This is a genomic window from Vibrio sp. YMD68 (assembly GCF_029958905.1).
GTDB lineage: Bacteria > Pseudomonadota > Gammaproteobacteria > Enterobacterales > Vibrionaceae > Vibrio.
Genome location: NZ_CP124614.1, coordinates 1,413,208 through 1,437,322 on the forward strand (window position 1 = coordinate 1,413,208; position 24,115 = coordinate 1,437,322).

General features: G+C 43.5%; 24 protein-coding genes. 22 read left to right on the forward strand and 2 right to left on the reverse strand.

Translation table 11 applies throughout. The annotated features are described in order from the left end of the window. Positions 1-17 precede the first annotated feature (17 nt). Positions 18-560, forward strand: coding sequence for a heme NO-binding domain-containing protein (locus QF117_RS12665; protein WP_282389252.1), 543 nt, complete (start codon positions 18-20; stop codon positions 558-560). A 2-nt stretch (positions 561-562) separates the two neighbouring features. Next, entirely contained in the window at positions 563-2,263 is a 1,701-nt protein-coding gene (locus QF117_RS12670) for an ATP-binding protein (RefSeq protein WP_282389253.1), read from the forward strand. Here the strand turns inward: QF117_RS12670 and pabB are convergent. Next, positions 2,241-3,692 (reverse strand): aminodeoxychorismate synthase component I, encoded by a 1,452-nt coding sequence (gene pabB, locus QF117_RS12675; RefSeq protein ID WP_282389254.1) that lies wholly within the window; start codon positions 3,690-3,692, stop codon positions 2,241-2,243. The two genes, QF117_RS12670 and pabB, sit on opposite strands and share 23 nt — an antisense overlap. Positions 3,693-3,912: 220 nt before the next feature. On the opposite strand from pabB, the gene QF117_RS12680 reads away from it, so the two are divergent. The 14 genes from QF117_RS12680 (at position 3,913) to QF117_RS12745 (ending at position 17,112) form a co-directional block, all read left to right on the forward strand. Further along, complete coding sequence (locus QF117_RS12680; RefSeq protein WP_282389255.1) at positions 3,913-5,433, forward strand: fumarate hydratase; 1,521 nt, start codon at positions 3,913-3,915, stop codon at positions 5,431-5,433. 120 nt (positions 5,434-5,553) lie between these two features. Beyond that, on the forward strand, positions 5,554-5,739 hold the full coding sequence (locus tag QF117_RS12685) for a hypothetical protein (protein ID WP_017034420.1): 186 nt from the start codon (positions 5,554-5,556) through the stop codon (positions 5,737-5,739). Between the two features lie 118 nt (positions 5,740-5,857). Next, complete coding sequence (locus tag QF117_RS12690; RefSeq protein ID WP_282389256.1) at positions 5,858-7,234, forward strand: YcjX family protein; 1,377 nt, start codon at positions 5,858-5,860, stop codon at positions 7,232-7,234. After that, entirely contained in the window at positions 7,231-8,352 is a 1,122-nt protein-coding gene (locus QF117_RS12695; protein ID WP_282389257.1) for a TIGR01620 family protein, read from the forward strand. The genes QF117_RS12690 and QF117_RS12695 overlap by 4 nt, the downstream gene beginning before the upstream one ends. A gap of 102 nt (positions 8,353-8,454) precedes the next feature. After that, on the forward strand, positions 8,455-9,999 hold the full coding sequence (gene tyrR, locus QF117_RS12700; RefSeq protein ID WP_282389258.1) for a transcriptional regulator TyrR: 1,545 nt from the start codon (positions 8,455-8,457) through the stop codon (positions 9,997-9,999). After that, positions 9,999-10,580, forward strand: coding sequence for a GNAT family N-acetyltransferase (locus tag QF117_RS12705; RefSeq protein WP_282389259.1), 582 nt, complete (start codon positions 9,999-10,001; stop codon positions 10,578-10,580). Before tyrR ends, QF117_RS12705 begins: the two co-directional genes overlap by 1 nt. Beyond that, positions 10,581-11,183: an HD domain-containing protein gene (locus tag QF117_RS12710; protein WP_282389260.1), complete on the forward strand. Its 603-nt coding sequence runs from the start codon at positions 10,581-10,583 to the stop codon at positions 11,181-11,183. Beyond that, positions 11,183-11,656 (forward strand): DUF2947 domain-containing protein, encoded by a 474-nt coding sequence (locus tag QF117_RS12715; protein ID WP_017038654.1) that lies wholly within the window; start codon positions 11,183-11,185, stop codon positions 11,654-11,656. The genes QF117_RS12710 and QF117_RS12715 overlap by 1 nt, the downstream gene beginning before the upstream one ends. 131 nt (positions 11,657-11,787) lie before the next feature. Next, entirely contained in the window at positions 11,788-12,780 is a 993-nt protein-coding gene (locus tag QF117_RS12720; protein ID WP_282389261.1) for a GGDEF domain-containing protein, read from the forward strand. A gap of 124 nt (positions 12,781-12,904) precedes the next feature. Further along, complete coding sequence (locus tag QF117_RS12725; protein WP_282389263.1) at positions 12,905-13,096, forward strand: hypothetical protein; 192 nt, start codon at positions 12,905-12,907, stop codon at positions 13,094-13,096. Positions 13,097-13,326: 230 nt separating this feature from the next. Beyond that, a complete protein-coding gene (gene ribA / locus QF117_RS12730; RefSeq protein ID WP_282389264.1) occupies positions 13,327-13,923 on the forward strand; it encodes a GTP cyclohydrolase II in 597 nt (198 codons plus the stop codon). Positions 13,924-14,063: 140 nt separating this feature from the next. After that, a complete protein-coding gene (locus tag QF117_RS12735; protein WP_282389265.1) occupies positions 14,064-15,632 on the forward strand; it encodes a L,D-transpeptidase family protein in 1,569 nt (522 codons plus the stop codon). Positions 15,633-15,812: 180 nt separating this feature from the next. Beyond that, complete coding sequence (locus QF117_RS12740; protein ID WP_282389474.1) at positions 15,813-16,355, forward strand: DUF882 domain-containing protein; 543 nt, start codon at positions 15,813-15,815, stop codon at positions 16,353-16,355. A gap of 100 nt (positions 16,356-16,455) precedes the next feature. Further along, positions 16,456-17,112: an MBL fold metallo-hydrolase gene (locus QF117_RS12745; RefSeq protein WP_282389266.1), complete on the forward strand. Its 657-nt coding sequence runs from the start codon at positions 16,456-16,458 to the stop codon at positions 17,110-17,112. A 13-nt stretch (positions 17,113-17,125) separates the two neighbouring features. Here the strand turns inward: QF117_RS12745 and QF117_RS12750 are convergent, their stop codons facing one another. Then, the gene (locus QF117_RS12750) at positions 17,126-17,827 is read right to left on the reverse strand and encodes a DUF2982 domain-containing protein (RefSeq protein ID WP_282389267.1); all 702 of its coding nucleotides are present in this window, start codon (positions 17,825-17,827) and stop codon (positions 17,126-17,128) included. Positions 17,828-18,032: 205 nt separating this feature from the next. Here QF117_RS12750 and QF117_RS12755 point away from each other — a divergent pair, with 205 nt between their 5' ends. The 6 genes from QF117_RS12755 to QF117_RS12780 all read left to right on the forward strand — a co-directional run bounded on the left by QF117_RS12755 (position 18,033) and on the right by QF117_RS12780 (position 24,051). After that, positions 18,033-18,395 (forward strand): MarR family transcriptional regulator, encoded by a 363-nt coding sequence (locus QF117_RS12755; RefSeq protein ID WP_282389268.1) that lies wholly within the window; start codon positions 18,033-18,035, stop codon positions 18,393-18,395. A gap of 449 nt (positions 18,396-18,844) precedes the next feature. Next, positions 18,845-19,942, forward strand: coding sequence for a TRAP transporter substrate-binding protein (locus QF117_RS12760; RefSeq protein ID WP_017033451.1), 1,098 nt, complete (start codon positions 18,845-18,847; stop codon positions 19,940-19,942). Positions 19,943-20,073: 131 nt separating this feature from the next. Continuing rightward, positions 20,074-20,601 (forward strand): TRAP transporter small permease subunit, encoded by a 528-nt coding sequence (locus QF117_RS12765; protein ID WP_282389270.1) that lies wholly within the window; start codon positions 20,074-20,076, stop codon positions 20,599-20,601. A gap of 11 nt (positions 20,602-20,612) precedes the next feature. Then, positions 20,613-21,899, forward strand: a complete 1,287-nt coding sequence (locus tag QF117_RS12770) for a TRAP transporter large permease subunit (RefSeq protein WP_282389271.1) — start codon at positions 20,613-20,615, stop codon at positions 21,897-21,899. Between the two features lie 165 nt (positions 21,900-22,064). Continuing rightward, a complete protein-coding gene (locus tag QF117_RS12775) occupies positions 22,065-23,420 on the forward strand; it encodes a cache domain-containing protein (protein ID WP_282389272.1) in 1,356 nt (451 codons plus the stop codon). After that, positions 23,413-24,051, forward strand: a complete 639-nt coding sequence (locus QF117_RS12780; RefSeq protein ID WP_282389273.1) for a response regulator transcription factor — start codon at positions 23,413-23,415, stop codon at positions 24,049-24,051. The genes QF117_RS12775 and QF117_RS12780 overlap by 8 nt, the downstream gene beginning before the upstream one ends. The last annotated feature ends 64 nt before the right edge of the window (positions 24,052-24,115 follow it).

The window sequence follows — 24,115 nt, forward strand, 5'->3', positions numbered from 1 at the left end:
AAGGATAGCTCATAAAGATGAAAGGGATTATTTTTACGGAATTTATGGAGCTGGTTGAGCGTGAGTTTGGCCTGGAAGTATTGGATACTATTCTTGATGAGGCAGGAGATAGCGGCATTTACACTTCGGTCGGGAGCTATGATCACAAAGCCTTGGTCAAGCTCATTGTTGCCTTAAGTAAAAAAACCGATATTCCTAGTGAACAACTACAGGAAGTATTTGGTAAGTCAGTGTTTATTACCCTGTATAAATCGATGCCAGATAATGCTGAGCTGAATCAGTGTGGCAGTTCGTTTCAATTTATCCGCCATGTAGAAGACTACATCCACATCGAGGTAAAAAAACTCTACCCTGACGCTAAACCGCCCTCATTTGATTTTATCTCTGAGACCCAAACAGAGATGGTCTTTGATTATAAGAGTGCACGGTGTTTGTCTCATGTTTGCCTTGGTTTGATCAAAGGGTGCGCAGAGCATTTTAATGAGAGTGTGAATATAGCGACACAAAGTCAATCAGCGAACCATGACCATGTTCGATTTACCCTTACTCTGGGTTCTTGACTATGGACAAGCTCTCTCTCCTTGAACGTAAACTCAACAGGGAAATCGCTGCTCGAAAAGAAGCAGAACGTTTACTGGAACAAAAAGGACTAGAGCTTTATCAATCTAACCAGCATTTACAGTTAGCGTTAAAGAAATTAGAGCACCAAACGACGACGGACCTAAGAAAATTTGAGTTTGAGCAGCTGATTGATGAAGCACTGATTCACTTTGGACGAGCTTTTCTGTCGCGAAATCTCGACGATGTTTTGCTGTCCAGCTTTTTGAAGCGACTCACAAACAGCAGTGTCATTGAAACGGCTTATTTAACCATTCCAAATGTCCCGGTAGCGTCTTTGAAGTACGAACATTTTGGGCACTCGGAGCATCGGCATACGAGGCAACTGAGCCATGATATTCACTGGGAAGGAGACACTCTCCATTTGCCAATAGCAATTGGTAATGATTTGATTGGCGAACTGATTTTTGGCGTGATTGTTGGTGATGTTGATAAAGAATTCATTGTCAGCCAAATGCTGCTTGTGAACGACCTACTGTGCAGTGCCATTAATCGACAGCTTATGCTCAATGAAACGATTGAAGCTCGAACTCGGGCGGAAGACTCCGAACGCGCCACCAAAGAGTTTGTCGCCATGATCAACCATGAGCTTAGAACGCCATTAAATGGGCTACTGGGCAGTGCAGAGTTGATGGCTGATACGGGGTTAAATGAAGAGCAAAACAGTTATTTGATGAATTTGACGCAATCGGGTGAGCTATTGCGGAGCATTATTAACGATCTTCTGGATTTTAGTAAAATGAACGCCGGTATGATGGAGTTGATTCCCAGTCAATTCTATTGGCATGATGTAGAAAAAACGGTGAAAGGGATCTTTACCTCGAAGGCAATGGAAAAGAGAATCGATTTTTCCATAGAGCACAGCAACGAGATTCCTAATGTCTTTATCGGTGATGTTGAGAGGATAAGCCAAGTATTGGTCAACCTTGTCGGTAATGCGATTAAGTTCACCGAGTACGGTTCTGTGACATTAAAAGTGAGTTGGGAATCGAATCGACTGATCTTTGTGATTGTCGATACGGGGGTTGGAATCGATAAGCAGGCGCAAGATAATCTGTTTGATCCTTTCGTCCAAGCCGACCGTTCGAGCAAGCGAAATTTTGAGGGATCAGGATTGGGCCTTGCGATTTGTAAGCAGTTACTGGACTTGATGAAAGGCAGCGTCGACCTCAACAGTGAGTTAGGTAAAGGCACTACGTTCACGGTTCAGATTCCACTGGAAGAGGCTAAGAATACCGATGCCAATCAAGAAGCCCTATCGAAGGGGCCATTAAAGCCACTGGTTAAATCCTTGTCTATTTTGGTGGTTGACGATATTCGTATGAACCAAATCATTATTAATCAGATGCTTAAAAAATTCGAATTGAATGCGGATATTGGTAATAATGGAGTGGAAGCTCTCGATGCTGTCAAAAGAAATGAGTACGACATCATTTTTATGGATTGCCGTATGCCAGAAATGGATGGCTTTGAGGCAACGGCGATTTTACGCTCACAAGGCTATAAAAAACCGATCATTGCCTTAACCGCTGGCACCACGCTGGAAGAGAGAGAAAAGTGCATGAAAAGCGGTATGGATGATATTTTAACCAAGCCCTATACCGCCTCAGGATTGCATGAAATTATGATGAAGTGGAGTGCGTAGCCAGTATCGGCAAGATGCGGCTGAGCTTATCCAATGTTTCTTGGTATTCAGACTCGCACTCACTATCTGCCACGACACCACCGCCCGCCCACGCATAAATAGTTCCTTCTTTTGCAACCAAAGTACGAATAGTAATGCTGGTATCCATAGTGCCGTTACGGCTAATGTACCCAATGCTGCCACAGTAAGCGCTTCGCCTGTGAGGTTCCAGTTCCTCAATGATTTCCATCGCTCTGACTTTTGGTGCACCAGTAATCGATCCACCAGGAAAACACGCTTTGAGCAAATCGGCATTACTAAAGTCGTCATCGAGCTTGGCGCGAATGGTACTCACCAGATGGTGAACGGCCGGGAAGCTTTCTACATCAAACAGTTTTGGTACGTGGACACTACCAGGCTTTGCAACACGACCGATATCATTGCGCAGTAAATCGACAATCATCAGATTCTCGGCTTGATCTTTCTCTGCGTTGGTCAGTTCATCCGCGTAGTGTCGGTCTTGGTTGGCATCTTGAGATCGTGGTCGAGTGCCTTTAATCGGCTTTGTTTCGATAACTCGATCTTTCACCTGTAAAAAACGCTCCGGAGAAACGCTGAGAATCGCACCATCATCGGTCCGTATGAAAGCAGAAAAAGGAGCGAGATTATAGGATTCCAGTTTTTGATACGCTTGCCATTCACTGCCTTGAAATTGAGCGTGAAATCGTTGGGCTAAATTGATTTGATAACAGTCTCCAGATAATAGGTACTGCTGCACCGCATCAAATTTTTGTGAATAGTCTGCTCTGGTCATGTTGGACTGCCAAGCTGAACTGAGCTTGAATGGCGTCTGCTCATTATTCTTCTGTTCGTGCTTTGGGCCACTGTTGTTCTGGATACCCTTGTCCTGGACGCCCTTGTTTTGGGTAACTTGATACGGTTTCTGTGCTTGTAACCATTGCCAATGATGTTCAGGTTGATGACCGACGACAGACGCTGACTTGTTATGATGATCAATAACCAGTGCCCATTCATACAAACCGACCACCATTTCTGGCAGCTCAATATCATCAATAGCGATATTGGGCAGTGTTTCGACTCGTCGTCCAAGATCGTAAGAGAAGTAGCCAACCGCGCCCCCAATAAAAGGTAGATCACCACTGTGTGCAATACTGGGTAAGTAGTGCTCCTGAAGCGTCGCTAACAGCTCAAATGGGTCATCGCTACTCGTATAATCGCCGTCAGGGGTAGTGACAAAAGTGCTGTCTATTTTGGTTGTCAGAGTCACCACCGGGCAAGCGACCAAAATATCAAATCGGCTATCGACATGATCGTTAGACGCCGAGCGCAGTAACATTGCCCACGGCTGATGCTGAATATAATGAAATAGCTCATTGGCTAGTTTTGGTTGATAGTCAACAGGAATCGTTTGGATAGCGTTATTATTCATGCAGATAACAGTTCATTTGTATAATTTGTGACGAAGAAAACGATCGCTTCATAGCGCCTAGAGGAAAGCAAGAGTATCATAAAAACAAATTAAAAAGTCTCTACTTAACTGTATTGTAGATAGAAGCTGTTAATGACACTGGTTCGTCCCTCTCGATAACACACGACTCTTTCTACTATATGGGTAGCGACAAGGAAGTATAACTATAACGAGGCAAGCAATGACAGTCATTCGCAAACAGGATCTCATCAGCAGCGTAGCTGATGCTCTACAATACATCTCTTTTTATCACCCACTCGATTTTATCCAAGCTCTTGATGCTGCATACCAACGAGAAGAAAGCCAAGCGGCTAAAGACGCGATCGCGCAAATCTTAATTAACTCAAGAATGTCGGCAGAAGGGCATCGACCTATCTGTCAAGATACCGGCATTGTGACCTGTTTTGTCAACATCGGTATGAATGTTCAATGGGAATCCGACCAAACGGTTCAAGAAATGGTGGATGAAGGCGTACGTCAAGCTTATACCAATCCAGACAATCCATTACGCGCCTCTATTCTGAAAGACCCTGCCGGCAAACGAATCAATACCAAAGATAACACCCCTGCCGTGGTCCATATCAATATGGTGCCAGGAGATAAAGTGGAAGTTCAGATAGCGGCTAAAGGTGGCGGCTCTGAAAATAAGACTAAGATGGTGATGTTGAACCCGTCAGATGACATTGCTGCGTGGGTAGAAAAAACCCTTCCAACTATGGGGGCGGGTTGGTGTCCACCGGGTATGTTAGGAATAGGCATTGGCGGCACGGCTGAAAAGGCTGCAGTCATGGCGAAAGAATCCTTAATGGAACATATCGATATCCAAGATTTGATTGATAAAGGCCCAGAAAATGCAGAAGAAGAGCTGCGTTTGGACATTTTCAACCGAGTGAATAAATTGGGTATTGGAGCACAGGGTTTAGGTGGCTTAACGACCGTTGTTGATGTCAAAATTAAGACAGCGCCAACTCACGCGGCATCAAAACCCGTGTGTATGATCCCGAACTGTGCCGCGACTCGTCACGTGCATTTCACGCTTGATGGCAGTGGCCCTGCGGAATTAACACCGCCTAAACTCGAAGATTGGCCGGATATTACCTGGGAAGCGGGGGAAAATACTCGTCGCGTCAATCTCGATACTGTCACGCAAGAAGAAGTTCAACAGTGGAAAACCGGTGAAACAGTGCTCCTGTCTGGGAAAATATTGACCGGTCGAGATGCGATGCATAAGCGCTTGCAAGGCATGATCGAACGAGGGGAAAGCCTACCTGAAGGTGTGGATCTGAAAGGGAAATTCATCTATTACGTTGGCCCAGTTGATGCAGTAGGCGATGAAGTCGTTGGCCCAGCCGGTCCAACAACCGCGACACGCATGGATAAATTCACGGACTTGATGCTCAATGATGTCGGCATCATGGGCATGATAGGTAAAGCTGAGCGCGGCCCTGCAACGGTTGAGTCTATCAAAAAACATAAAGCCGTTTATCTAATGGCTGTTGGTGGCGCGGCATACCTTGTTTCAAAAGCGATTAAGAAAGCACGAGTGGTTGCGTTTGAAGATCTCGGTATGGAAGCTATTTACGAATTTGATGTTGAAGACATGCCTGTCACTGTAGCTGTTGATTCGACAGGTGCGAATGCCCATCAAATTGGCCCTGACACTTGGAAAGTGAAAATAGCGGAAGCGGAATCTTCGAAGTAAAAACTTTCTTAGTTCTAAGACTTTGACAAAACGTTGACCTAATGAAGAAAATATAACGTTGGTGTGGTGTTGACCACACCATAACGCAGTATACTCTCTCGGTCATTTAAGGAGACGAGCGTGCCTCGATTTATTCAGATTTTACAGATTGCCATTGCGGTCGTAGTGGGTAGCTTTCTAGGCTACGACTTGATTTTACATGGCATTAGTATTTTTGACGTCAAATACGTCACTATCACTTGTGTCTTATTCGTCATGTTAGAATTAGCTTTGTTCGTCATCTACAAGCTCATAGAAGACGATTAGCCCAACTATTAAGTGCATTGTTTCTAAAGCCTCTGAATGTTATCGGGGGCTTTTTTGTTCATCTAAGATTAAGATTGACTCAATTAAAGTAGTCGAAAGTCATAAAAAGAGAGAATGAATGAAAAAGTTGACTCGAGAAGTGAACGATTTTATCTATCGGAGTATGGACTCCCATGTCCGTATTGCTGTTACTGGATTATCACGAGCAGGTAAAACGGCGTTCATTACTTCAATGGTAAATCAGTTATTGCACACGTCGACCCATGATAATTTGCCTCTGCTCAAGTCAACCCGTGACAAACGCATTATTGGCGCAAAGCGTGTCCCGCAAAGCAATATGATGATTCCAAGGTTTTCCTACGATGAAGCCATTGCCCAGTTAGACTCAACGCCACCTCAATGGCCAGAGCCGACTCGAGATGTCAGTGAAATTAGGTTGGCTATCAAGTACAAGCCAATGAAGCGCCATAAAAAACTTCTCAGTTCTACGGCGACTTTATACTTGGATATTATTGATTATCCAGGAGAGTGGCTACTTGATCTCCCTCTTCTCGATATGGACTTTCATCAATGGTCCACGTCCCAATTTGACGCTCTCAAGGGCAAAAGAAAAGAGTTGGCTCAAGATTGGCTTGATCGATTGGATGCGCTAGACGCAATGGCCGAAGTCGATGAAAAACAGCTAGAGTCGATTTCTAATGCTTACACTGAGTATTTGCACAAATGCAAAGAAGAAGGGCTGCACTGGGTACAACCGGGTCGATTTATCTTACCAGGCGATCTCGCAGGGGCACCGGTTTTGCAGTTTTTTCCATGTCGATTCAATTCCAGCACAAAAACGCCCAAAAACAGCCAGTTACAGATGCTGATTCAGCGCTATCAGCAGTACCAGCAAAATGTCGTTAAGGGTTTCTATAAGCAGAACTTTTCGACGTTTGATCGCCAGATTGTGTTGGTCGATTGCTTATCGCCTTTAAATACCAGTCATGAAGCGTTTAATGACATGAGCGGAGCCCTAGAGCAAATAATGCACAGCTTTCGATATGGGCGTAACGGTCTGTTAAAGCGACTATTTTCGCCTAAGATCGATAAGATTTTGTTTGCGGCAACCAAGGCTGATCACGTCACGCCGGAGCAGCACCCTAATTTAGTCTCCTTGTTACAGCAGCTTGTTCACCCGGCTTGGCAAAGTGCCGCGTTTGAAAATGTTGATATGAGTTGCATGGCTATGTCATCAATACAAGCAACCACGGCAGGCTTTATTGGGGCAGGCGATAAAATGATGCCCGCAATACAAGGAACAACCTTACAAGGTGAAGCATTAACGGTATTTCCGGGTGAATTACCGAATACACTTCCCGCCGCTGATTATTGGGATAAAGCCGGGTTTGAATTTACCTCATTCTCGCCAAAACCAAAGAGTGAATATGGCCCGTGTGAACATATTCGCATGGATAAGGCGTTAGAGTATGTCATTGGAGATAAGCTTAGATGACCGATTTAAAAAATAAACAGGTATTTAACGAAACCTTAGTGACGTCATTAGACACATCCAGTGCTGGTCAACCAAGCGGTGGTTACAAAAACGATGGTTACGAAAACGATAGTCACCAAAGCGATGGTTACGAAAAAAAAGAATTAAACGCGCATCTGGTGCTGAATAAACAACAAACCTTTGAGTCACCAGACACTTTCTCACCCATGGTTACATCGGTAGAAGAGGAAAGCCCAGAGCTCGAATTGGAGCAATTAATTAAGCCCAAAAAACGCACCAAAGGCCTGGCAGTATCCCTATTTATTGCTTTTAGTGGTTTATTGGGTTGGCAAGCGGTTGATGCGGTAGTAGCTGCGATTAGCGCATCGGATTGGCTCTCTTTAGGCTGGGCAGCACTGATCAGTGGTGTCTCGTTATTGGGTCTTAGTGCAATAGGAAAGGAGCTATGGAAGCTAAGAAAGCTCCGCCATCACTTCAGCACTCAAGAAGAGAGTCACGCTTTAATTCAAGAGGGGGGAATTGGTAAAGCACGTTCATTTTGTACCCGAGTAGCAAAAGAAAGTGGTTTGTCGGACCAGAACCCAAGTTTTGATAAGTGGAAAAATAGCCTAACCGCGTCCCACAGCGATGCGGAAGTCATCGAGCTTTACGAGTCCATCGTGGTGAAGCAATTTGATCAAAAAGCGGCGCAGGTCGTGACAAAACATGCCTGCGAATCGGCCGTACTCGTGGCGGTTAGCCCACTTGCTTTGGCTGATATGGCATTAGTCGCCTGGCGTAATTTGAAAATGATCGACTCACTGGCGGCACTGTATGGGGTAGAGCTGGGTTACTGGTCGAGACTTTCCTTGTTCAAAATGGTGTTAACAAATATGGCGGCAGCCGGAGCCAGTGAATTGGCGATTGATGCAAGCATGGATCTATTGTCGATGGATCTCGCGGGCAAGCTTTCTGCGAGAGCAGGGCAAGGGATTGGCGTGGGTATTCTGTCGGCAAGAGTCGGCTTAAAGGCTATCGCGTTATTACGACCAATGGCTTGGGAAAAAGAAAACGCATTGACGCTCTCTACCATACGCACACAGATCGTGTCGAAAGTCGCTGCAATTTCAATCAAATAGTGGCTGGTGTCAGCGTATTCAAGTTAGATTTCTTGACGCAATAAAAGCCATGAGCGACACTAGTGTCAACTTTTTCTGACACCGCTCAATTAGGATTTCTTAGTGCGTCTTGAAGTATTTTGTGAAGATCGATTAGGCCTTACCCGTGAACTGCTTGCTATCTTGGCCTCGAAGAATATAGATTTGCGTGGCATCGAAATCGATATCAGTGGCATCATTTACCTGAATTGCCCAGATATTGATTTTGATACGTTCAGCGAACTTATGACTGAAATTCGTCGAATATCTGGTGTTAAGGATGTGAGAAAAATTCAATTTATGCCTATGGAAAGGCACAATACTGAGCTGATCTCTCTTCTTAATAACCTTCCTGATCCCGTACTGGCCATCGACTTGAATGGTCAAATTGATCTCGCCAACCATGCCGCAGTCGACCTCTTTAAGCTTGCTGATACGGACATTATTGGGCAACAGGTCTCAGCACTTTTACCCTGCTTTGATTTCTCACTGTGGTTTGAAGGTAACATTACTCGCCAACGTGAAAACATCGTCATTGATGGGTTAGATTACGCCATGGAAATCATGCCGGTATACATCAGCAGTGAGTCGAATGAATCCAGTTTAGCCAGTGCGGTTATGATCATCCGTTCAGGAAGTAATAAGCCTCAATTTGATGACAGTTTACCGCTGAATAACAATCTCGGTTTTGAACATTTCGTTGGCGTATCTAACCGACATAAAGCGTTAATCAGCCAAGCTAAGAAACTTTCAATGCTCGATCAGCCCTTGTTGATTGAGGGTGAAACGGGCACTGGAAAAGAGATGCTGGCAAGAGCATGCCACAATCGATCTAACAGAGCGGCTTCTTCATTTCTTATCTTAAGTTGTGCCTCGATGCCAGATGATGTGGCTGAAACGGAATTGTTCGGTCACGCACCGGGTTCGTTCAATCACGAGCAAGGTCATAAAGGAATTTTTGAACAAGCCAATGGCGGAACAGTTTTCTTAGATGAAATCGGTGAAATGAGTGCGCATCTACAAATTAAGTTGCTACGATTCTTACAAGATGGAACGTTCCGACGGGTGGGTGAAGAGCATGAAGTCCATGTTGATGTTCGAGTTATTGCCTCAACCCGACATAAGCTGGCTGAACTCGCCGATTCAGGCGCATTTAGAGAAGATCTATTCTATCGACTCAATGTCCTGACACTGCGTATTCCAGCATTGCGAGAACGAACGAATGATATCGTTCCTTTGTTAGAGTTATTTGCGGCGAAATACGCGAATCAGCTGGGTATGGTGAGACCTAGTTTAGCCGATGACCTGGTGGATGGGTTATCGAACTACCAATGGCCGGGCAACATGCGACAGCTCGATAATATGGTACTTAGGGCGCTAACAGAATGGCAAGAAGGTCCGCTAGACTTGTCTTTGTTCCATTTACCACAATTAGAAACCGCCTCTTCAGGCATTCCCAACGTAAACTTAGACGGTTCGCTTGATGAGATCATGAAAGAATACGAGTCTCAGGTGCTTGAACGATTGTATCAGTCATTCCCATCGAGTCGTAAGCTCGCGAAGCGATTGAACGTGTCTCATACTTCCATCGCAAATAAGTTGCGTGACTACTCGATACGTAAAAATTAATGAATAGAGTTAACTCCCATAGAAGTGTTTATGAAGCCGATGATGATTTTATTCTTCGTACCGCTGAAATAGACGATGCTCAGCGAATTACGGATTACTTTAATCGCAACCGGACTCACCTAAAGGCTTGGGAACCTAAGCGAGAAGACGCATTTTTCACGTATGAAGGTTGGTTAAAAAAACTGATCAAACTACACGAACTGCACTCTCTGGGGTTAGGGTTTTATTTGATTATCCTCTCTTCCGATTCGCAAACCGTCCTTGGGACCGTCTCGTTTAGTAATTTATCCCGTTTTCCTTGCTACACCTGTACGGTCGGCTATTCGTTAGATGGACAGTTACAGGGTAAAGGGATCATGACTCGCGCTCTCAATCGAGCGGTAAACTACATGTTTACGTATCAGTCAATGCACCGAATTAATGCCGCTTACATGCCCAATAATGAGCGCAGCGCTGCGGTGTTAAAAAATAATGGGTTTGAAAAAGAAGGGTTTGCCAAAAAATACTTGCTCATCAATGGCAAGTGGGAAGACCATATTTTAACCAGTTGTATTAATGAAGATTGGAAGGCGGTGAAGTAAGTGAATGAACGCTTAGGAAAGCAACTCTCTCTAATTATTGAGCTTGACCAACTCAAATCTGTTTTGCGTCGTACGCGAGTCAAGAGTGCAAATGGTCGGTTAGAAAACAGTGCTGAACACAGTTGGCATGTTGCGCTGATGGCGATATTGATGGAAGAGCATGCCAATGAGAGCGTAGATGTATCGAGAGTCGTTAAGATGTTATTACTGCATGATATCGTTGAAATCGACGCCGGAGATACGTTTGTTTATGATGTCGCTGCTTCGTTAGAGCAAGAAGAAAAAGAACTGGCCGCAGCAGAGCGTCTGTTTTCAATGCTTCCAAGTGATCAAGGTCATGAACTGAAAACCTTGTGGCTAGAATTCGAATCGGCCTCCACAGCAGACGCCAAGTTTGCCAAAGCGCTTGATCGCTTGATTCCAATGTTATTAAACTTTCATAATGAAGGGCAGAGTTGGAAAGAGCACTGTGTCACCAAAGAGCAAGTCCTTGGCGTTAACAGTAAAATAGCGCTCGGCTCGCAAACATTGTGGGATGAAGCGAAAAGAATGATTGAGCAAGCCGTCGACAATGGCTGGCTAAAAAATAACGAGGAAATTTAATGTCGTATTTGCCTTTGGAACAGTACCAAAGAAAATGGATTTTCACACACCAGTCCATGCCCGTTCCAGAAGAGGATCTCGCTAAGATTAAACCTATGGATGCCGTGAGAGCATCGCAACTGTGGAAAGAAAATATCAGCCCACAGAGCCCTGATGCCGATCGTCTAAGCAATCAAGACTGGCCCAGTAAAGATTCTAACTGGTCGGCGGAAGTGAATTGGATAGACAGTTGGGAAGATGACGATCAAGGCTTTCCTGAAGAATTAGCCGAGATGTTGAACTGGCAAGATGATGTGACCGTTTACTTTTGCTATGAGAAATACAATGTATTGGAAACCAAGTGGGCTACGTTTAAACAGCATTGGAAGAACTTTTTATTCTATGATGATGGCCCAATCTTGATTGCCCGCCGCAGAAAAGAAGCACTGTGGTTTAACTCTAAAGGAACGGTTAAGTTCGGCGTTCGGAGCTGAGTTTCTTTTATCAAAGCCTTATAAAATTTATCCAAGTAGTATGAAAGCAGTGACGTTCGCTGCTTTTTTTGTGCTTGACTCAACATTCAGTGCCTATACTTAGCAGACAGTTATCAACAAATAGGCTAAGAATGAATGTCGAGAAAAAGATACTTGATTTAGTTGTTGGTATAACAGAACAAACCAACTCCATCTCGCTGGCACACTGCGTCGTCGCGACATTGTCGGAAATGGTCCCCATTCAAAGCGTTTATCTATTTCATTATAACGGCGAAATCGCCCAACTCACCGCAGCCCTTACTCGAGTAGAAAATCCAGCGGAACAGGCCAGCTATGAATGGTTGAGCAAGCGCGATGAAAAAGTGCCTGAAGATTTTGATCATACGCTGAGTTTGAGCGTAGTCGAGCGTGACGACAATGGGTTTTATCGTTGCACATTCCCAATACGTATCGATGAAAATTCATCCGCCCGCTTTATCGTTTTGATGGACCGCCCTCCTAATGAATATCAGTTGCTTATGGATGGCTTCAGTCAAATTTATAAGAACTATCTAGTGGTTCTACGTGAAAGTGAACATGATCCGTTAACGGGGTTATGGAATCGTAAAATGATGGAGCAGAAATTAAATCAAAGCTTTGAATCAACGGTGAACAATCAGTTGGATGACGGATACGCTTCAATCGTCTCCATTATCGATATCGACAATTTTAAAGATATTAATGATACCTATGGTCATTTGATTGGTGACGAGGTGCTGCTCATGTTTGCTCAACAAATGCAGGAGTCTTTTAGCCATGAAGAGAATTTGTTTCGTTTTGGGGGCGAAGAGTTTGTGGTGTTGTTCCCGCGTTCGACATTGAAACAAGCCGAAGGAAAAATGGAAAAATTTAGACAGCATATTGAAAGCTATGAGTTTCCTAAAGTACCTCAAGTCACATTCAGCGGTGGTATATGTACGATCAAAACAACCGACTTTCTAACCGATATTTTAGATAACGCCGACAAAGCACTCTACTACGCGAAAGATAACGGTAGGAATCAAGTATTCAGCTATCAGTGGTTAAAAGACGAAGGTATATTGATAGAAGATGATAAGGGCGATAGTGATGTGGAATTATTTTAATTTGCAAGCATCTTCAAGAGGTTATCTGTGATTATTATTCCATAATTGTGGCCTAAATAAGACTCTGAAACATCATGTGGTATTCTAACATTATATTGACATGTTATTAATTTTGAGTGTTCACATGCCAGAATGCACGGTGGAAAACCTACTGTCACAGTTTAAAAAAGACTTTTATACAAAGTTGGGTTTTATTCATGCTGAAGCTCAACAAGTGCCCGATCCAACGCTTTCAACGCTCACTGAAGAAGAATTAAAAGTTCTTGAATCGGTTTGGGTCGAATTGTCTGTTTGGCAACATAATCAGAGTCAGTAACCTTTCTTTTTTCCCGTTTACCTTTCTCGTCGTTTCTGTGATGTTGTGAATAAAACCTTCGTGTTATTTTTGGTTCTTACTCCCTTTATTGTTATGAATCACCTTGGAGTAGTCTCTCATTTTCAATGAAACATTGAAAAATTTCGCGATAATCCCCATAGTTATAGCAAAGAGGCACCTTACAAGTTGTTGTCATTAGTACTAAAGCAAACAGTTGAGTGAGTAAAAATATGGCGGAAGTTCGTGCCAGAGTTGACCTGAAAGTTGGCTCCCAAAGCAATATTGATGCAGAGATTCTTTCTTTTCATGGCTTGCAGACAGAAAAAGAGCACATTGCGATCGTTTTTAAGCAAGCGGATAAAAAGACAGACACCCCATTAGTTCGGATGCATTCAGAGTGTTTGACAGGAGATGTCTTCCACTCTTCACGCTGCGATTGTGGTGAACAGCTCGAAGAGACCATCAATAAGATGGGCGAGCAGGGCGGTATCATTCTTTATTTACGTCAAGAAGGCCGTGGAATTGGTCTGTACAATAAAATTGATGCGTATCGTTTACAAAGTGATGGAATGAACACCTACGAAGCAAATAATCACTTAGGATTTGGTGATGATCTTCGAGATTTTACTGAAGCGGCTCAAATGCTTACGGCATTGAATATTTCAAAGATTCGATTAGTCACTAATAATCCGAAAAAGATCAAAGAGCTAAAAGAAAACGGAATTGACATTGAGGAAATAGTCAATACTTCTGCTCATATTAAAGTCGGGAACGAGAGTTATCTGCAAGCTAAGGTTTCCCACGGAAAACATAATCTAAAGCTCTAATTGCCTCGCGTTATCGAATCTTTTCAAACCGCCTCAAACCATGAGGCGGTTTTGCTTTGTCACCCCCATACAGTTTCTCAATTATCTGCCATACTTTACTTCAGAATGAAAAATTGGATTTCAAAAGAGAGCATGTGGGTATGATAATTAAAGTTCTAACCGTGTTTTTGGGCGTGCTTTTATCGCTGCCATCTCTCGCCCTTGAGCGTTTTGAACAGTTAACATGGCTAGAGCCACAATCATCGACTTATCAATTGATTCAATACCCTGAATTGTTGAGTGACATTTATCAAGAAAACGATGACCAATTGATTTGGTTTGATGTAGAGCAAAGTCAAAAATTCGAACTCCAACTGGAAATGATCGATAAGGCAGGGTTTAGCCCACTGTTCTCTAGTCGATTGCAACAACTACAGCAGCTTCGGAATCAGAATCGTTGGTTTGAGTATGATCTGCTGGCGACCGACACGTTGCTCCTTTACATCAGCTACGCTGAGCAAGCTCCTCTGATGGGGCAGTCTTGGTTTTTTAATCAGCCTCTAACAGATTCACTACCTGCGCCAAGCAAAGAGGCGACAAACTCACTATTGGTTTCTATTGAGCTCAACCAGCTTAGTGAATTTATTGATGACTATACGCCGTCCAATGAAGATTATCGTCAGATCAGCGGTTCTTACCAGCACTTAAAACAGTTTGAACAAACAGAGCTGCCGAAATACCACCAAAACAGACTCAAAAAAGCAGGCGACAAGCTATCACATCGTGATGAACTCATTTTACGTCTTAATGTCGTCAATATTGATACTAAACCGATCAGAAAGGATGTCAGTTGGTACGACGCATCACTGATTGAGCCTATCAAAGAGTTTCAGCGTATCCATGGGTTAAAACAGGATGGGATGATTGGCCATCAAACAATGAAGTGGCTGAATATGGATCCTTCACTTCGATTATCAATGCTTGCATTAAATGCTGAGCGATCTAGGCTTTGGCCTGTGCAACGAGATACGGTGATTTTGGTCAATGTGCCCAGCTTTGATATGAGCTATTGGTATCTGGGTGAAGAGGTGTTTCAGTCAAAAGTTGTGGTCGGAAAAACCACTCGTAAAACACCGGTTATGCATACCAAACTGGATTCACTGATCCTAAATCCAACATGGAATGTACCGTGGAAAATTATGGTTGAAGATATATTGCCTCAGGTAAAACGTGATAAGGAGTACCTCACTCACCATAATATAGAGATCATTGAACGATGGAATGCATCATCAACGGTTAATCCTTCTGAGATAAATTGGTCAGAGGTAACCCCAGAGACATTCCCGTATAAAATGCGTCAGCAATCGGGAAAAAGAAATGCATTAGGGTTGTACAAATTTAACACCCCGAATCGGCGAGCCATATTTTTGCACGACACACCGAGTAAACACCTGTTTTCCAAGGATGTCAGGGCCTTCAGTTCAGGTTGTGTAAGAGTGGAACATGCGGACAAATTTGCGGCTACCTTACTGGCAACCCAAGGCATGGATAGGACTGAAGCGGGGAAAAATGATCAGTCAACGACGCATGCCATCCCCCTAAAAAAACGAATTCCGGTTCATATTATCTATCAAACAGTTTGGGTTGAGTCAGGCCAGGTTCAGTATCGGGATGATATTTATCAATACGACACGTTGAGCCAAAATCAACCACCACTGAGTGAAGGGTAATTTTTACCATTTTTTTGCAATTTAGTGCCAGCATACAAAATATGTATATTGGTCAGAGAGTAAACGAAAATAGAGAGCTGTTTAAGCGCTTCTAGCATGATTTATGCATTTGAACTTCATATTCTAGTTAGGTAATGTCCACGTTCGAATCATTGGGCAGTGTATGTGAAGGTTAATATTTTGAGTTTGTCTCGTCGTCGTTTTATTCAATTGGCAGGGAGCAGTATCGTTGTTGCGAGTGGCATTCCTTCTTTAGCTCTGGCTTCTTATCCCGATCAGCCAAGACACCTTGTGATGAATAACTTACATACTGGAGAAAGTCTGGAATCGAGTTATTTTAATGGGATTGACTACGTGGAAGGCGAGCTGGACCGCTTGAGTCATTTGTGTCGAGATTTTAGACGTAACGAAGTTCATCCAATGGATCGACGTTTGTTCGATCAAATTTCACAGATTCAATCTCTGCTTGGTTCTCAATCGGAAGTTCAGATCATTTCAGGTTATCGTTCCCCTGCAACAAATAGTGCTTTGCGTGCTAATTCTAATGGCGTTGCAAAAAAGAGCTTCCATATGCTAGGTCAAGCCATGGATTTTAGGCTCCATGGTGTCAATTTGAAAGATGTCCGTGAAGCGGCAATGAGTCTCAAAGCTGGTGGTGTTGGGTATTATCCTAGGAGCAATTTTATTCACATCGATACCGGACCGGTCAGAAGTTGGGTTTAGCGTGTTCTCATGGCTCTGTGGATTTGAGCCCTTCAAGCATTGAAAATCTCGAGTGGTAGTGTCATAGTTCGAGCAATTTCGATAGTTCCAAGGTAGATATATGTCTCTTCAGTACCAAGTTGTTCCGGTGACTTCTTTTGCACAAAATTGTTCTATTGTCTGGTGTGACGATACGATGGAAGCCGTCGTGATCGATCCCGGCGGCGATGTAAAACAACTCGTTATGATGATCAAAGAACTCGGTGTGAATGTCGTTCGCCTGGTTCTTACTCACGGCCATTTAGATCACGTTGGTGGGACCGAGCCATTGGCAAAAGAATTGGGTGGCATAGAAGTGATTGGCCCACATAAAGGTGATCGCTTTTGGCTTGATGGTTTGGTCGGGCAGAGTCAGATGTTTGGTTTTGAAAAAACAGAACCTTTTACACCCAATCAGTGGTTGGATGAAGGTGACGCGGTCACTGTGGGTCATCAAACATTAAGCGTGTTGCACACGCCAGGTCATACTCCTGGCCATGTGGTTTTATTTAGTGAGACGGCCAAGTTGGCGTTTGTGGGGGATGTTCTTTTTGCGGGTGGAATCGGCCGCACTGATTTTCCTCAAGGTGATCATGCCACGCTGATTGCTTCGATTAAGCAAAAATTATGGCCTCTAGGTAATGACGTTACCTTCATCCCAGGTCATGGCCCCTCATCGACATTTGGCAAAGAGCGAGTCTCTAATCCATTTGTTGCCGATGAAATGCCACTGTACTGATTCTATCGTTAAATCAGTCCAGTATGTTAGGCTCGGCGGCCGCTAAGTACCGCCGAGTTAATCCCACAAAACTCCCTTCATCTCTATCCAAGTCATTAGTCGAGATAAAAATATCAAACCCAAGTGCAGCTCTTTGATGAGCCATTCGGTTACCCAGCATCGCCTTTAATCCATCATACTGTTTTCCTGATTGGGTGGTATGGGGTGACGAGTCTAAAACAAGATCCTCAAAGGGCTTGTTTCCGAGCGAGGAATCGCGCTTATCTTGCATATTACGAAGCCCGGTATACAGCAGTGCTCGTTGGCTCAAGAGTATCTCGCTCGCGATTCTAGGGCATATACTGTCGAGGTAAGGGGAGTAGTGCCTCAATTTTATCCCTATCCAGGGGAGCGGTATTTGAAGGCCACTTTTTTCGATATGACACAGCTCTATTTTTTCTATGTTGCTCCACCTAACCACCCAGCCTCCTTTATGCAAATGTTGCTGAAAGTGAGTGGCTGTGAGCGTGTAGGAGACTTTAGAACGTTGAATAAGTGCATAGCTTGTAACCGCAATGATTAAGGTGGTGATAGCCATGGTCGTCGCGATTTTCACACTCAAAAACGAGTAAATTAAGATCAAATATACCATCGTCACGACGATGAATACGGGCCTAAAAGCAGCCAATGTGTTATCGAGGTTATGATTGGAAAGGTGCTGGCTCTGTATTTTCATCGCTGGTTATTGACCTATGTATAAATAATCAGTGGTTCTTTTGAGTGGGCAATGTGTCTGTTTAAATTATAGCCATAGTTGGGTTTTGAGCGCATTTTTCAACGACAATATCGCTAATTCCCTACAAATAGGTGCGTTTTTTTGGTATAAATCGCGCTTCAAATTTTCACCACTGTATCGTTGCAGTGAAATGGAGAAATACTCGATGAGACTTGCTCATAAGCGTAAAGTGCAGATGAAACTGCAAAAGCGCATTAGAACGACAGTTGCCACTGTTAAAGCAGCCCCAAAAGCGAAGCCTGTTGCTGAAGAAGCAGTAAAAGCACCAGTGAAAGCGGTTGTCGCGAAAACAGTGGATGTTGCATTAACACCTAAACAGCAACAAGTATTAGACATCGTTGTTAGCAATGCCGAAGGTATTAACCCGAAAGGTATCGGCCTTGCCGCTGGTCAAGAAGAAGCAAAAGCGGCTTCTTGGGCGACAGGCGCACTAAAAAAACTACTGGAAGAAAACCTTGTAGAAAAAGAACAGTTAGCGGGTAACAAAGTTATCTATAAATCTGTTTAATAGGTTTATCTCTTAAGTTTAAGCCTCGCTTTTGCGAGGCTTTTTTCTATCTGTTTCTCTGTTTATGTGTTTCTCTGTTTCTCATCATCTTAATGAGCTTGTCATTTTCTCACTATCTTTGGCTGAATCTTGCTCTTTACACCTCGATTCCCCACAGATTCGCTTTAGTGCATATACATATGTCACAACTTGTGAACAAATGTATAACTATTCGATTCGGTATCTACCTACGTAATCTCTCTTATTTTTTGTGTGGGCAAATTATTAAATTGTTGAATTTTAATGATTTTAAATTTTATCTTACGTAGTTATACGTACCACCAAAGTTTAATGCCCAATTTTCTCTCAATTCTTATTGCGTGTTCTCGCTGATTCTATTTTTTCCTGTTTGGTTAATGCTAAATAACGACATAAGCCTAGATGGCTACCACTAAACAAAGGACGTAGATATGAGTCTTATTACTTGCTCTCTAAAGAGAGTACTGAAAAACAGTACAGTGATTGCCACTGCCTGTTTAGCGATGATGGCGACTTCAGCCACTGCAGCAGAAAAAGTTTACCGCCTCAAACTTGCAGAGACGTGGGGTGCAAACTTCCCAATTTTCGGTGATGCAACGAAAAACATGGCAAAAATGGCAGAAGAGATGTCAAACGGTCGCTTACAGATCCGTATAGATTCTGCGAATAAACACAAAGCGCCTTTGGGCGTGTTTGATATGGTGAAATCGGGTCAATATGACATGGGGCATTCCGCGTCATACTACTGGAAAGGCAAAGTACCGAATACTTTGTATTTCACGTCAATGCCATTCGGTATGCTTCCTACTGAGCAGTACGCTTGGTTCTACCACGGTGGCGGTATGGAGCTGATGGAAAAGGTGTACTCTCCACATAATTTGATGTCGTTCCCTGGAGGTAATACCGATACTCAAATGGGTGGTTGGTTCCAAAAAGAAATCAACTCGGTTGAAGATCTTCAAGGTCTGAAAATGCGTATCCCTGGTTTCGCCGGTGAAATATTGGCAGAGCTAGGTGCAAAACCAACGAACATTGCACCGGGTGAACTGTACACGTCTCTTGAGCGTCGTACGATTGATGCTCTTGAGTGGGTTGGACCTTCACTAGACCTTCGTATGGGCTTCCACAAAATTGCACCTTACTACTACACAGGTTGGCATGAGCCAGGAACGGAACTTCAATTCCTAGTGAACAAACGTACATGGGAAAAGTTACCAGCAGATCTTCAAGCTATCTTAACAGTGGCAATGAAAACAGCTGCCTACGACATGTACACCCAATCTAAGCATGAAAGTGGCAAAAACTGGGCATCAATTAAATCAGAGTACCCGAACGTACAGGTAAAAGATTTCCCAGAAGAAGTTATCTCAGCTTTGGAAGAGGCGAACACTCGTCTACTAAAAGAGCATGCGGATAAAGATGCACTTGCAAAAGAAATCCAAGAGTCACAAGCGGCGTATATTGATCAGGTTCGTCCATGGTCAGATATTTCACACCGAGCTTACTTGAACAGCCAAGCTGCAAAATAAAACCCAAATAGATGCGATGGAAACACCATCGCATCGAAGAAGCCCAAGAAACACTTATTATTAAGCGCCACTCATAGGTAACCTTGTTACGGATGAAGTGGCGCACTTTTCAAAATTCCATGGAGTTCGGAATGAGAAGCCTAATTTATATCGAACGAATATTTAATCGAATTGGAGATATGCTTGGATGGTTATCGAGCATGTTATTCATTTTACTCGTCATCAATGTCGTCTATGACGTAGTCATGCGATATGTCTTCAATGATGTGTCGATTGCGTTTCAAGAAATGGAATGGCATTTATTTTCTGCTGTTTTCCTACTTGGCGTACCTTATGCGATTAAAGCAGGGGGGCACGTTCGCGTTGACATCTTCTATGAACGTTTATCCCACAAAGCTCAGGCCATCATTGATTTAGCCGGTTGCTTTCTGTTTCTCTTTCCTTTTTGTCTTTTGGTTACCTGGTATGGCGTGGACTTCGCTAAAGAGAGTTATGTACTCGGAGAAACCTCTGGGGATCCAGGTGGTTTAGCCTACCGATGGATCATTAAAGGTCTTATTCCATTGTCATTTTTCTTTATGGCAGTGAGCGGAGTGGGTCTTGTTTTGCACTCGCTTAATAAGATATTCAACCCTCATTTAATCCACTCTACTAAATAAAGGATATTGTTATGATCGGAATAGTAATGTTCTTTGTTGCATTGTTTGCACTGTTACTTGGTTTCCCTGTTGCCTTCACATTTGGTGGTATTGCACTGATCTTTGGCGTTTGGGCGGAAGGCATTGAAATGTTTGCTTTCATGCCTTACCGAATCCAATCGATCATGGAGAACACCGTTTTAATGGCCGTTCCCTTGTTTGTTTTCATGGGATTAGTGCTACAAAAAACACGTTTGGCTGAGCAGCTGCTCGAATCGATGGGCAGACTCTTTGGGGGCATTAAAGGCGGTATTGCAATATCTACCGTTCTAGTCGGTGCATTATTGGCTGCGTCTACCGGTGTGGTTGGAGCGTCGGTTGTGGCGATGGGGCTTATCTCACTCCCTGTCATGCTTAAATACAATTACGACAAAGGTCTCGCGTGTGGAACCATCTGTGCCTCGGGTACGCTTGGTCAGATCATTCCGCCTTCGATAGTCTTGATTTTACTTGGTGATGTGCTGGGTGTCCCTGTCGGTGATTTATTCAGTGCAGCGATTGGCCCCGGTTTTGTTCTTGTTGGCGCTTACATTGTTTACATTCTCATTTACGCCAAACTCAACCCTGAATCTGCACAATCGATGGAGCGAGATGAGTCGATTAGTCGTAAAGATGAAGTGATCACGGCGCTAAAAGCGGTCATCCCGCCACTGACTTTAATCATCGTTGTACTAGGATCTATTTTTGCCGGTATTGCTACACCAACTGAATCTGCTGCTTTAGGTGGTGCTGGTGCAATAGTGTTAGCACTTCTGTACAGACAATTTAGCTTTTCAATGGTTTATGAGGCAGCGAAAGAGACTGTTAAAGTGACGGCAATGGTCTTTGCTATTTTGCTAGGCGCAACGGCGTTCTCTATGGCCTTCACTTACACTGGTGGAGATTACTTAGTCGAAGAGTGGATGCTTCAGTTGCCTGGCGAAAAATGGGGCTTCTTAATCATCACAATGGTTGTGATTTTAATCCTCGGTTTCTTTATCGACTTTGTGGAAATCTGTTTCATTATTGTTCCTATTATCGCACCAGTCGCTGAGATAATGGGCATTAATATGACGTGGTTTGCAATCCTAGTCGCGATGAACTTACAAACCTCCTTCTTAACGCCGCCATTTGGTTTCAGTTTATTCTATTTGAAAGGGGTTGCGCCTAAAGGAGTGACTACCATGGATATTTATCGAGGAGTGATGCCATTTATTGCAATCCAAATTGTCGTACTGATGTCATTGTTACTATTCCCTGGTTTCTATGGCATGTCTTAATAGCAGGTTAATTTGTGACAGTTGAGGGTTCGCTGGCGGATTCATCCGTGAGTTTAATGATTAGATGAAATAGTGTGATCGCTTAAATTCAACCTGGCGTGACAAACTGTTACAGTAGAACGGCTTATCAAGTTTTGATAAGCCGTTTTTCTATGAGGAAAAGGAATGCCTCTAAAAGCTAAATTAATATTATTAACGCTTATCCCGCTGCTTCTGGTTACCGTGAGCATTAGCTGGATTTCTATTTATCAAGCCCAAAAACTCGGCGAAAAAGAAGTCGAAATTTTTTATGACCGTCTGATTGCGGCGAAAGAGAGTGCTCTAAAGGACAGTTTGGATCTTGCCTTCGACGCAATTTCTTATGTCTACAATAACCCTGACCTCTACGAAGCCGAAGCAAAAGCAGAGGTTAAAGCGATACTCACTCGACTTCGATACGGTACCGACGGGTACTTTTTTGCGTATGATGAAAATGGCATTAACCTTGTTCACCCTATCCAGCCAGATCTGATCGGTAAAGACTTACTGAATATTCAAGACAGTGATGGAGACTACCTTATTGAAGCCCTCATTTCTCAGGCGAGGAGAGGGGGAGGATTCCACCAATATTTGTGGCAAAAGCCTTCGACAGGGGAAATAGTACCAAAGCTGAGCTACGCAAAATGGCTAGAGAAATGGGACTGGATGATTGGTACTGGCCTTTATATTGAGGACATCAGTCAAGAAGTCGCGACGATGCAATCCGCCGTCCGGAACAATATAGAAACGACGTTTTTCACGGTTATGGTGATTCTAGCGGTGACGGTTGCGGTGATCATCGTGCTGACACTTGCGATTAATTTGCATGAGCACCGGTTAGCGGATAAAAACCTAAAAGAACTCGTTTATCAGACGGTGATGTTTCAAGAGGATGAGAAGAAACACCTAGCTAGAGAACTACACGATGGTATTAATCAGCTATTAGTATCGAGTAAATGTCACCTGGAATTACTGGGGCATAAACTTCAAGATCAGTCACTTAAAACGCATGTTGAGAAATCTCAGCAATCGTTGATGTCGGCAATTAATGAAGTGCGTCATATTTCTCATCAATTACGACCAAGCGCCCTTGATGATATTGGTCTAGAGGCGGCTCTGTCCGCGCTGTTACAAGACTTTCGATCTCATTCGGGTGTGGAGATTGAAACCGTGTTTGATATGCAGAAAGGGAAGCTGAAATCAGAGGCGGCAACAACACTGTATCGAGTCACTCAAGAATCGTTAAACAATATTGAGAAACATGCCAACGCAACTAAGGTAACGGTTGTACTCCAACAAATGGGCAGTATGCTCCAACTCATGATTCGAGATGACGGCGTAGGATTTCTGGTTAATGGTATCCTAAAGACACGTGGCATTGGTTTAAGGAATATGCGGGAACGAGTCGAGTTTATGGGCGGAGATTTTGAAATGATGAGCGAACCCGGTTTTGGGACGGAAATAATCGTATTGCTGGATTTAGATGGATTAATTTATGAATGAAATTATTAGAGTCGTCATCGTTGATGATCACCAGGTCGTATTAGATGGATTCATCGCTCGATTGGAATTAGAAAAAGACATCGAGGTGATAGGCACAGCGAGTAACGGAATTGAAGCCATTGATAAGGTCAGAGATCTAAAACCCGATGTCGTTCTAATGGATGTGAGCATGCCTTTAATGAATGGCATTGACTCAACACGTCTGATTAGAGAAGAGTCCCCTGACGCCAAGATCTTGATGCTGACGATGCACGATCAGCGTGAATACATTATGAAGGTGATGCAAGCCGGAGCGGTGGGTTATATGCTAAAAGAGATCACGGCAGAAAAGATGGTGCAAGCAATCAAGACGGTTAATCAGGGGTCGACTTACTTCTGTGAAACCGCTACTCAAACTCTATTTTCTGAAAATGTGATTCCATCAAGCAGCACCGTCAGCCCATTGAGTCGCCGAGAAGAGGCGGTGTTAAAACTCGTTGCTCAAGGAAACAGTAGCAAAAAAGTCGCGCTCTTGCTCGATATCAGCTGCCGTACGGTGGAGACTCACAGGCAAAATATTAAGCATAAGTTGGGACTCAATTCGACCGTAGAGCTTGCTAAATACGCGATTGAAAATGGCATCATCGAGTAGCCAGAGTCATGCGTACGATCAGTATTTTTGGAGCTACTCTAAAGGACATTCATTTCATTCGTTA